We start from the raw sequence: 10,394 nt of genomic DNA, 5'->3' as shown, positions 1-10,394 counted from the left end.
CACTTGGGGTCCTTGCCGGTGTAGGGGCCCTCGTACTCCTCAGCACCAGCGAAGTAGTGCTTGGAGTACTCGGTGCCCGGACCCGACGGGAACGCCTCGGAGTCCAGCGAACGACAGATGCCGAACGCGACCTCCTCGGCCGTGACGGGCTTGCCGTCCTCCCACGTGGCGTCCTCACGGATGGTGAAGGTCCACTCCGTGAAGTCCTCGTTGGGCGTGCCGAGGTCGGTGGCGAGGTCGGGAACCAGCACCGGCTGGCCGTTCTCGTCACGCACGTACTGGGTCAGCGAGCGGCTCGTGAGCGCCTGCTGGATCGAGTTGCCGGTGACCGACCAGCCACCGGTGGGGTCGAGCGAGTCCGGACCGGGGTCGCCCGGCAGGTAGACCGTGATGGTCCCACCCGGGGTCGCGCCCTCGACCTCGGCAGCGGGGCCCTGACGCTCAGCGTCCTTGGTGCCCCCCTCCTGGTCGCCGAACTCTCGGTCCGAACCCGAGCCGTTGGAGCCACCGTCCTCCGACGAACCGCCGCCACAGGCAGCGAGCGTCAGGAGGGCGGCACCAGCAACGAGTGCGAGCGGCTTGTTCCGCTTCATGCTGTCCAGCCTTTCTGTCATGTCATCACCGAGGACGGTGGTCCCCCGTGGTCAGCACGACGCTAGGAGGCGCCCACCGGCCGGCGGAGTGGGCGACTGTCACGATCGGATCTCGGAAGGACGCCGAGATAACGAAGCGGTCTCGGCCGGGCCCGACAGCTCGGCCGTACGCCCCTCAGCCGCCGGCGCCGGCGTCCCCCCGCGCGGCGAAGGCGCGGGCGAGCTCGGTGCGCGAGCGGAAGCCCTTCTTCCGGAAGACGCTGCCGAGGTGGCGCTCGACCGTCCTGGGACTGAGGAAGAGGGCGGCAGCGACCTCCTTGTTGGACTTCCCCGCCGCGACCAGCAGGGCCACTCGCGTCTCCTGCGACGTCAGGTCGCGAGGCTCGCCGTCGCCTGCCGTCCGGACGGTCGCGCCGGTGGCGTCCAGCTCGGCGGCCGCGACCCGGACCCAGCGGGTCAGCTCCAGCTCGGTGAACGTCTCGTGCGCGGCGCGGAGCTGCTCTCGCGCGAGGACGCGCAGGCCGTCCCGCCGCAGCCGGGACCCGAACATCAGGTGCGTCCGGGCGCGTTCGAAGGCATCGGGGTGGGCGGCGTACGACTCGAGGGCCGCCTCGAAGGACCGGTGCGCTTCGGCCCGGTCCCCGGCCGTCAACGCCCGGCACCGCTGGACCTGCGCGGTGAGCTCGACCGGCGAGGCCACCGGCGTGGCATCGGCGAGCCGCTGCGAGAGGCTCCGCGCGTCGTCGGCGCGACCCAGGCCGACGTAGGCCTCGACGAGCAGGGGCGCGACGCCGAGGGGCTCACCCATCGCGCCGACACCGCCGTCGATCGCGATGCGGGCCTCGAGCAGGTCCACCACGAGCGCGAGGTCCTCGCGGCACAGCGCGCAGAACGCGGCCGTGATCGCGTGGTGGGCGGCCGCGGTCGTCGTCTCGGCCCGGTCGATGAGCCGCCGGGCCCGCTCCAGTGCCGCCCGGGCCTCGTCGTGGAGACCTCGGGCGGCGTACTGCCAGGCGAGCTGCTCGACGGCGACGGCGGCGTCGGCGACGTACCCCAGCCAGTCCGCCAGCTCCACCGCCTCGCCGGCCTCGGCGAAGGCACCCGCGTGGTCGCCGACCATCGCCCGGCCGGACGCGCTGATCGCCAGGATCGGCATCAGCACGCCGATCGCCCCCCGGCGCCTGACGTCGTCGACCCGGCCCGCGGCGCGAGCCAGCGCATCGCCCACCGTGCCGGTCAGGCCCGCGGCCAGGGCCACGAGAAGGAGGGACCGGGGGTCGTCCCGGAGCTCCTCCGACAGGGCGAGGTCGGTCAGCCCGCCGAGCATGCCCTGGGCCGACTCGTGGTCACCGGCGATCGCCCTCGCCATGCCACCGGTGAAGCGCAGGCGCAGGTGCTGCGCAGGGTCGTCCACGTCAGCGGCAGCCTCGATCCCGGCCGCGCAGTCCGCGAACGTCGCGAGGTCGTTGAGCCGGAAGGCGACCAGCGCCCTCTCGGTCAGGGCGTCCACCAGCTCGGCGCCCTCCAGCGCGGCGCACGCGCCGGCGAGATGGTCCGCCGCACGCGCCACCGACCCGGCGTACTGCTCCATCATCCCGAGCGTGAAGTGGGCCCGGCCCCGGGTCTCGGCCGAGGCGCCGGACGAGGCCAGCACCCGGTCGACCAGCCCGCGGGTGAGCGCCAGGTCGCCTGCCACGAACGCGTCCTGCGCGGCGGCGGCGAGCCGGTCGGCGGCGACCCGGTGGTCGCGGGTCAGCAGCGCGGAGCGCTCGAGGGCAGCCGAGGCCGCGGCGTAGCCCAGCCGCGACCGCGCGGCCGCGGCGGTCTGCGCCAGGGCGTCCGCGACGAGGTCGTCGGGACCCGTGGCTGCCGCCGCGCAGTGGTGCGCGTGTGCGGCCGATCCCCGGGGGACGTGGCCCGCCAGCAGCCGGTGCGCGTCGCGCAGCTCGCTCGGCGAGGCGAGCCGCAACGCCGCGGAGCGGATCAGCGGGTGCCGGAATCCGTGACCGACGCCGTCGGCGACGAGCACCCCCCGGGCCACGGCCTCGTCGAACGACTCCGCAGGAGCGGCGCTCGGCGCCACGCCCCGGTCCAGGGCGGTCAGCAGCACCGCGAGACGTACGTGGTCGGGCAGCGCGCCCACGACCGCGTCGTAGACCGTGTGCAGCCGCGCTCCCACGGGCAGCGCGTCGGGCAGGGGCGAGGCCCCCACCCGCTGGGCTGCGCTGAGGCGACCGGAGACCTCGAGCAGGGCGAGCGGGTTGCCCCCGGTGAGGTCGGTGAGCTGTCGGACCACGGGAGCCGCCACGTCTGCTCGCAGGAGCTCGCCCGCCTCGCGGTCGTCCAGACCGCCGAGGTGCAGCGCGGGCAGGCCGTGCACCAGCTCCGGGGGGAGCACGCCGCTGCGCGCGCTGGTCACGAACCCGACGGCGTCCGCGTTGAGCCTGCGCGCCGCGAAGAGGATCGCGTCCGCCGACTCCCGGTCGAGCCAGTGCAGGTCGTCTACCAGCACCAGCACCGGCGTCCGGACCGCCGCGGCCGCCAGCAGCGACAGCGTGCCCGCCGCCACGAGGAACCGGTCCGCCGGTGCGCCCGAGGAGGTCCAGCCGAGCGCGACTCCGAGGGCGGCGGCCTGCCCCTCGGGGACCTCGCCCAGCAGGTGCCGGACCGGGGTGAGCAGCTCGAGCAGCCCCGCGTGGGCGAGCGTCGCCTCGGACTCGATCCCGGTCGCGGACAGGCAGGTGAACCCGACGGCCATCGACCGCACCTGCTGCAGGAGAAGGGTCTTGCCCATCCCGGGCTCCCCCTCGACGTGGAGCGCGGCGGCCTCGCCGGCCCGGACGTGGTCCAGCAGCTGCCGGACGACACCCAGCTCGCGGTCGCGGCCGACCAGGTCGCGCGGCGAGTTGGGGGATTTGCCGGACGCGGGAGCAGGCGCCCCGGAGCCAGGGTTGCCGGGACGTTCAACACCAGGAGGTGGTCCCCATGTGGACATCGCATCACATGCTAGAGACCTTGGAGCGCGTCATGCGCTCCCCCGGCTGGGCCTACGTGCCGTGGCGCTTCATGCCGCCCTACCGCCCGCAGCGGACGGCACGTCGATGAGCCGCGCACGTCGCACGGCCACCGCGGGCGCGGGCGGACCAGCCATGACCCAGGCCGCGCCGGGCTTCGCCGGCATCGACCACGTGGCGCTGACCGTGACCGACCTCGACGTCAGTGAGCGCTTCTACACCGAGGTGCTCGGCTTCGTCGTCGTGATGGACGTCGGCACCGGACGCATCTGCATGCACCCCGCGACGGGCTTCGTCCTCGCCCTGCTGGTCCACGACGGCGGCACCGGCCGGCCGTTCTCCGAGCTCGACGTCGGCGTCGACCACCTCGGACTCGCGTCGGCGTCGCGCGAGGAGCTCGAGTGGTGGCAGGCGCGCTTCGACGACCTCGGCGTGCGCTACACCCCGATCCGCGACGAGACGTTCGGCTCCCACCTGAACTTCCGCGACCCGGACGACATCGCCCTCGAGCTCTCCTGCTCCAACGAGCTCATGACCGCCGCGCAGGCGGCGATGGCGACCGGGCAGATGACCTCCGCGGACATCGCGACCTTCGTCGCCGAGAACGTCGACGCCTCGTACGTCGTCCGCGACCACTCCGCGCCGGCGGGCTGAGCCCGGTCGCCCCTCGAACGGACCGCGTCCGGGAAGAGCAACAGCCCGGACCCTGAACGGTCCGGGCTGTCCGGGATCTCATGGGAGACCACAAGGGGTGGAGCTGAGGGGATTCGAACCCCTGACCTTCTCATTGCGAACGAGACGCGCTACCAACTGCGCCACAGCCCCATGCGCCTCACGGCGCGACGCCAAGATACACGAGCGTTCTGCGGCCCACCCAATCGGCCCGGACCGGCTCAGGCGCCGCTCGCGCGACGGGCCTCGCGCTCGGACTCGTCGGCCTCGCGGGCGGTGCGCGCGGACTGCTCGGCGGACCGGGCGAGGGCGGAGTCCTCGTCGTTGCGGCCGCTGGACCAGACGCCGGTGGAGTCGAGGTCGATGGTGGAGACCGTACGCCGCGCCGCGGCCGGCTTGTTGACGTAGGTCGGGAGCGTGGTGGGCACCATGTCCCACCCGCCGACGACCGGGATCTCGCCGGTGACCACGCCCGGCGCGTCGGCGGCCGGGGACGACTCGGACGGCTCGGGGGCCGCCGGGGCGGCGGGGACGCGCGGCTGGGGCGGCGTGACCGGCAGCTCGCCGGTGAGGTCGCCCTGCTCCTCCTCGATGAGCGGCGGCAGGCCGATCTCGATCGCGGAGCGGGCGGTGCGCTGGCGACGCTCGGCGCGTACGGAGACCCGGCAGGCGACCAGCCAGGCGACGAGCACCGCGGCGGGCGCGGCGACCCACGGCCACGCGATGACGGACGCGGCGGCCAGGCCGATGACGACGGTGTTGGCCAGCAGGACGAGGGCGAGGACGTTGCGGCGGCGCTTCGCGGCACGGCGGGCGGAGGCGCGCTCGGCGACGGGCGAGGTGCGCGGCGTACGGGCGACGGGGGCGGTGACCTCGCGGGTCACCGTCGTGGTCACGGACGCGCTGACCGTCTCGGCGACGGGCTGCGCGTGGGCCTTGGTCTCCACCGGCGGTCGCAGGGAGGCGCGGACGGGCGAGACGACCAGGCGCGCGCTGCGCCGGTCGACGGGCTCGCGGCGCGCGAGGACCCGCATGGTGTGCGAGAACTTCTCGACGGAACGGCTGCGGACGACCTCGTCGTGGTGCTTGAGGGCCTTGGGGATCAGGTAGACGGCCCACGCCACGGCAAGGGCGACGAAGATGAGAGCGCTCAGGTCCACGTCCGAAGCGTAGGAGCGTGGAGCGTGAGCGGGGCGGATGTCAAGTGGTGTGTCGCAGAACTACTGGTGTGACTGATGTGTCGAGAGCCGTGCGAGGACCCCTTCGGGTGCCTCCTCGGCGGTGACGGCGAAGATCCGGTGGTCGCGCCACGCCCCGTCGATGTGCAGGAACCGCGGGGCGTACCCGACCTGCTCGAGGCCGAGCTTCTCCACGACCCGCAGCGAGTTGGTGTTCTCGGGGCGCACGCAGATCTCCACGCGGTGCAGCCGCACCGGGCCGAGGCAGTGGTCGATCACCAGGCCCACCGCACGCGGCGCGACCCCGCGCCCGGCGACGTCGGCGGAGACCCAGTAGCCGATCGACGCCCACTGCGCCGACCCCCGCGCCACGTTGCTCACCGTCACCTGGCCGGAGAAGCGGCCCTCGACCTCGATCACGAACGGCAGGCAGAGTCCCTGCCTGGCCTGCTGCAGCAGCGACCGGGTGACGACCTTGTAGGACGACGGACGCGGCGCGGCACCCGGCGGGACGGTCGCGTCCCACGGCCGCAGCCAGTCGTGGTTGCGGGCGCGCACGGCCTGCCACTCGTCGGCGTCGGCGCGCCTGAGCGGACGCACGACGACGCCCTCGGACTCCAGGCGGGCCGGCCAGCCCGGCGCGTCGCCGGACAGCGCGCTCAGTGGTCGCTCCCGACGACCTGCTCGACGGCGTGGCGCACGACCGGCTCGAGCACACCGAGGCCGTCCTTCACGCCGCCGCGCGACCCGGGGAGGTTGACGACCAGGCAGTCCCCGACGAGGCCCGCCAGGCCGCGCGAGAGCATCGCCGTCGGCACGCCCTTGGCGACGCCCGCCGCGCGGATCGCCTCGGCGATGCCCGGCACCTCGCGGTCGAGGAGCGCAGCGGTCGCCTCGGGGGTGCGGTCGGTCGGGGTCAGACCCGTGCCGCCCGTGGTGAGGACCAGGCGCGCCCCGGCCGCCACTGCGGCGGAGATCGCCTCGCGGACCGGGTCGCCGTCGGGCACGACGGCCGGCTCGCCGCAGTCGAACCCCTGCCCGCGCAGCCAGTCGGCGATCAGCGGACCGGTCTCGTCGGCGTACGTCCCTGCCGCGGCGCGGTTGGAGGCGACGACGACGGCCGCGGGGAGGCTCATCGCGACCAGTCCCCCGAGCGACCGCCGGTCTTGGTCTCGACCCGGATGTCGGTGATGACGGCCGCCTTGTCGACGGCCTTGACCATGTCGACGACGGTGAGCGCGGCCACCGAGACGGCGGTCAACGCCTCCATCTCGACGCCGGTGCGGTCGGTGGTGCGGACGGTGGCGGTGATGTCGACGGACTCGTCGGTGACCTCGAGGTCGACGGTCACGCCCGAGATCGCGAGCGGGTGGCACAGCGGGACCAGCGCGGGCGTCTGCTTGGCCCCCATGATCCCGGCGATGCGGGCCACGGCGAGCGCGTCACCCTTGGGCACGCCCTCGCCACGCAGCAGCTCGACCACGGTCGGGCTCACGAGCACGCGGCCGGTGGCCGAGGCCGTACGGGTCGTGACGGGCTTGTCGCCGACGTCGACCATGCGCGCGGCGCCGCTGTCGTCGACGTGGGTGAGCCGGGCGGCACCGGCGTGGTCCTCGGAGGCCATCAGAACTCCTCGTCGAGCTTGCGGATCGCCACCATCTCGCCGGCGGCGATCGCGGTGGTGTCGGCCGGCACCTCGATGAGGCAGTTGGCGGTCGCGAGGTCGCCGATGAGGTGGGACCCGTGGCCGCCGACCGGCGAGACGAAGGTGCCGCCGCGGTCGGTCTCGTAGAGCCCGCGCACCAGCTGCACCTTGCCCTCGGGCGAGGACAGCCCGTGGGTCAGCCGCGCGCGGCCGGCCGGGCGTACGTAGGGCAGCTTGCCCATCATCCGGCGGATCGCAGGCAGCACGAACATCTCGAACGAGACGTAGGACGAGACCGGGTTGCCCGGCAGGGTGAAGACCGGGGTGTCGTCCTCGCCGATCGTGCCGAACCCCTGCGGCTTGCCCGGCTGCATGCCGACGCCGCCGAACCACATCGAGCCGTGGTGCGACAACGACTCCTTGACGACGTCGTAGTCACCCTCGCTCACTCCCCCGCTCGTGACGACGAGGTCGGCGCGGACGAGCTGGTCGCTCAGCGCCTCGGTGAAGGCGTGGGCCTCGTCGGGCACGATCCCGACGCGGTAGGCGATGGCGCCGGCGGCCCGGGCGGCCGCGGCGAGGAGGTAGGAGTTGCCGTCGTAGATCGAGTCGTGGCCGAGCGGCGTGCCGGGGTCGCGGAGCTCGGACCCGGTGGAGATCACGACCACCCGCGGGCGCGGGCGGGTGCGTACGGTGGCCCGGCCGACCGCGGCCAGCATGCCGAGGTGGCGGGGGCCGAGGACGGTGCCCTCCTCGAGCAGCATGTCGCCCTCGGCGATGTCGTCGCCGGTGGGCCGGATGTGCTGGCCGGGCGTCGCGGCCCGGTCGATGCGGACGGTGGCGACGCCCCTGTCGGTCCACTCGTAGGGGACCACCGTGGTCGCGCCGGCCGGGACGGGCGCGCCGGTCATGATCTTGACCGCGGTGCCGGGCGAGAGCGCCAGGATCGACGACTGCCCGGCCCCGATCTCGCCGACGACCGGCAGGGTCACGGGGTCGTCCGCGGTGGCGGCGGCGACGTCCTCGGCGACCACGGCGTAGCCGTCCATCGCGGAGTTGTCGAAGCTCGGCAGGGAGATCGGTGCCACGACGTCCTCGGCCAGCGCGAGGCCGAGAGCCTCCATGAGGGGCTGGGGGAACGCCTGGAGCGGGGAGACCGTGGCGAGGATGCGCTCGACGTAGTCGGCGACCGGCAGCAGGTCAGCCATCGGTGTCCCGGGCCGAGCCCTGGGCCGCGTCCTGCTCGCTCAGCACCGTGCCGGGCGCGACCCGCTGCGCCGCGGACGCCTGCAGCTTGACGTCGCCGACGACGCGGACGCCCTGGCCGAAGGTCCAGTCACCGTCGACGGTGAACGAGTCCGCCTCGCGCAGCGACGGCGCCCCCTCGGGGAAGCGCTTGTCGAAGTCGCCGACCAGCTTGTAGAAGTCGCCGTCGAGGGACACGTAGGGCACCTCGTCGCCCGACTGGTCGAGCACGAAGTCCTTGCCGATGTCGTAGACGTCGGAGCGCAGCACCAGCAGGTCGTCGGTGGTCTTGACCGGGACGAACCGGTCGCGGCCGACCTCGATCGTGCGGGCGCCCTCGAAGACCTCGATCGCGGCGCCCATCGCGGTCTCGATCTGGATGACCTCGGGCGTGCTGGGGTCGGCGGGGTCGAGGTGCTTGACGTTGCGGATGAGCGGCAGGCCGAGGATGCCGCCGCGCGCGTCGAGGGCGTCGACCATCGCCTGGACGTCGAACCAGAGGTTGTTGGTGGAGCAGTAGCGGTGGCGGTCGAGGTCGCTCAGCGCCTCCTTGTCCACGTCGAGCGTCTGCGCCGACTCGCGCAGCACGATGCGGCCGTCGGCCTTCCGGCGGGCGAAGTGGCCGCCCTTGCGGTCCGACGGCGTACGCCGCACCGCCTCGATCGCGAACGGCGCCCCGCTCTGCGCGAACCAGCCGGCCACCCGCGCGTCGGGCACCGCGCCGAGGTTGTCGGAGTTGGAGACGAACACGTAGCGGTAGCCCGCCGCCAGCAGCTGCGTGAGCAGGCCCGTGCCGCGCAGCGCGGTGTAGATGTCACCGTGGCCGGGCGGACACCACTCGAGGTCGGGGGCCTTCGGGTACGCCGCGGGCATCAGGTCGGCGACCAGGAGCTTGGGCTCCTTGTTCTGCAGGAACTCCAGCGGCAGCCCCTCGACCGGGAGGTCCTCGTAGCGGGCGAGCGCCGCCATGGTGTCGGCCGAGGTGCGGAAGGAGTTCATGAACATCAGCGGCAGCGGCGCGTCGTACTGCTTGCGCAGGTGCAGCACCTGCCGGGCGATGATGTCGAGGAAGCTCAGCCCCCGGCGCACGCACAGCAGCGACTTCGCGCGGTCCATGCCCATCGACGTGCCGAGGCCGCCGTTGAGCTTGATGACCGCGGTCGCGCGGATCGCCTCGGCGGCCACGTCGTCGGCCACCTCGACGTCGGCGATCGACTCCATGTCGAGCGGCTCGATCGAGTCCTCGGCGATCATGCCGGTCTCCCCGTGCTCGAGGAGCCGGTAGTAGTGCGCGAACGTGTCGATCGCGACCTCGTCCACCCCGGCCTGCCGCATCTTCTCGCGCGCGAGCGCGAGACCCTGGGGGTTGCCCTTGCTTGCCATGCTTCGATCGTAGGCTGCCGACGTGGGAGCAGGACACTCGCCGGCCAAGACGGCACTCCGTGACCAGGTACGCGCCGCGCGCAGGCGCCGACCGCTCGGTGCCGCGGCGGACTTCGCCGCCGACGTCTCGCGGGTCGCCCTGCAGTGGGCACCGGTCCGCGACGCCGCCACCGTCGCGGCGTACGTGTCGGTCGGCAGCGAGCCGGGCACCGGGCTGCTGCTCGACGCACTGGTGGCCGCGGGCAAGCGGGTGATCCTGCCGGTGGTGCTGCCCGACCTCGACCTCGACTGGGCGGTCTACGACGGTCCCGACGCCCTCGCGCCGGCGACGCGCGGGCTCTACGAGCCGACCGGCCCGCGGCTGGGTCGCGACGCGATCCGCACCGCCGACGTCGTGCTCGTGCCCGGCCTCGGGGTCTCCCCCGCCGGCGAGCGGCTCGGTCAGGGCGGCGGCTGCTACGACCGGGTCCTGCCCCGGGTCCCGGCCGGTACGCCCGTCGCCGTCGTGCTCTTCGACGACGAGGTCGGCGTCGCCGTGCCCTCGGAGCCGCACGACGTACGGGTCGGGTTCGCGCTGACCGCGAGCGGGGTCACTCCGTTGTCGCAACCACCGGTTGCCCGGTGATCCGTCGGGTTCTCACCCGTTGCAACGGGTGAGAACCTA

At 73.8% G+C, this 10,394-nt stretch carries 10 protein-coding genes and 1 tRNA gene; 2 read left to right on the top strand and 9 right to left on the bottom strand.

Annotated elements, in window-relative coordinates; translation table 11 throughout:
* Both IEZ24_RS16830 and IEZ24_RS16825 read right to left on the bottom strand, forming a co-directional pair.
* A partial coding sequence (locus tag IEZ24_RS16830) for an ABC transporter substrate-binding protein (RefSeq protein ID WP_224745402.1) occupies positions 1–593 on the bottom strand: 593 nt, incomplete at its 3' end.
* Between the two features lie 175 nt (positions 594–768).
* A complete protein-coding gene (locus IEZ24_RS16825) occupies positions 769–3,588 on the bottom strand; it encodes an AAA family ATPase (RefSeq protein WP_129455779.1) in 2,820 nt (939 codons plus the stop codon).
* A 106-nt stretch (positions 3,589–3,694) separates the two neighbouring features.
* Between IEZ24_RS16825 and IEZ24_RS16820 the strand changes: the two genes are divergently transcribed.
* Complete coding sequence (locus IEZ24_RS16820) at positions 3,695–4,261, top strand: VOC family protein (RefSeq protein ID WP_129455778.1); 567 nt, start codon at positions 3,695–3,697, stop codon at positions 4,259–4,261.
* 98 nt (positions 4,262–4,359) lie between these two features.
* Here the strand turns inward: IEZ24_RS16820 and IEZ24_RS16815 are convergent.
* The 7 genes from IEZ24_RS16815 to IEZ24_RS16785 all read right to left on the bottom strand — a co-directional run bounded on the left by IEZ24_RS16815 (position 4,360) and on the right by IEZ24_RS16785 (position 9,730).
* Positions 4,360–4,432, bottom strand: a tRNA-Ala gene (locus tag IEZ24_RS16815).
* A gap of 68 nt (positions 4,433–4,500) precedes the next feature.
* Positions 4,501–5,439, bottom strand: a complete 939-nt coding sequence (gene sepX / locus IEZ24_RS16810) for a divisome protein SepX/GlpR (RefSeq protein WP_129455777.1) — start codon at positions 5,437–5,439, stop codon at positions 4,501–4,503.
* Positions 5,440–5,499: 60 nt separating this feature from the next.
* Positions 5,500–6,057: a GNAT family N-acetyltransferase gene (locus IEZ24_RS16805; protein WP_242498526.1), complete on the bottom strand. Its 558-nt coding sequence runs from the start codon at positions 6,055–6,057 to the stop codon at positions 5,500–5,502.
* 59 nt (positions 6,058–6,116) lie between these two features.
* Positions 6,117–6,593, bottom strand: coding sequence for a MogA/MoaB family molybdenum cofactor biosynthesis protein (locus IEZ24_RS16800; protein ID WP_129455775.1), 477 nt, complete (start codon positions 6,591–6,593; stop codon positions 6,117–6,119).
* Positions 6,590–7,081, bottom strand: a complete 492-nt coding sequence (moaC, locus tag IEZ24_RS16795; protein ID WP_129455774.1) for a cyclic pyranopterin monophosphate synthase MoaC — start codon at positions 7,079–7,081, stop codon at positions 6,590–6,592. Before moaC ends, IEZ24_RS16800 begins: the two co-directional genes overlap by 4 nt.
* A complete protein-coding gene (glp, locus tag IEZ24_RS16790; RefSeq protein ID WP_129455773.1) occupies positions 7,081–8,310 on the bottom strand; it encodes a molybdotransferase-like divisome protein Glp in 1,230 nt (409 codons plus the stop codon). Before glp ends, moaC begins: the two co-directional genes overlap by 1 nt.
* Entirely contained in the window at positions 8,303–9,730 is a 1,428-nt protein-coding gene (locus IEZ24_RS16785) for a UTP--glucose-1-phosphate uridylyltransferase (protein ID WP_129455772.1), read from the bottom strand. The genes glp and IEZ24_RS16785 overlap by 8 nt, the downstream gene beginning before the upstream one ends.
* Positions 9,731–9,752: 22 nt before the next feature.
* Here IEZ24_RS16785 and IEZ24_RS16780 point away from each other — a divergent pair, with 22 nt between their 5' ends.
* On the top strand, positions 9,753–10,355 hold the full coding sequence (locus IEZ24_RS16780; RefSeq protein ID WP_129455771.1) for a 5-formyltetrahydrofolate cyclo-ligase: 603 nt from the start codon (positions 9,753–9,755) through the stop codon (positions 10,353–10,355).
* Positions 10,356–10,394: the final 39 nt, after the last annotated feature.

It is taken from the genome of Nocardioides ganghwensis, assembly GCF_014779655.1.
Taxonomy (GTDB): Bacteria; Actinomycetota; Actinomycetes; order Propionibacteriales; family Nocardioidaceae; genus Nocardioides; species Nocardioides ganghwensis.
The sequence above is the reverse complement of the archived record's forward strand: the minus strand, read 5'-3'. Positions and strand labels throughout refer to the sequence as shown.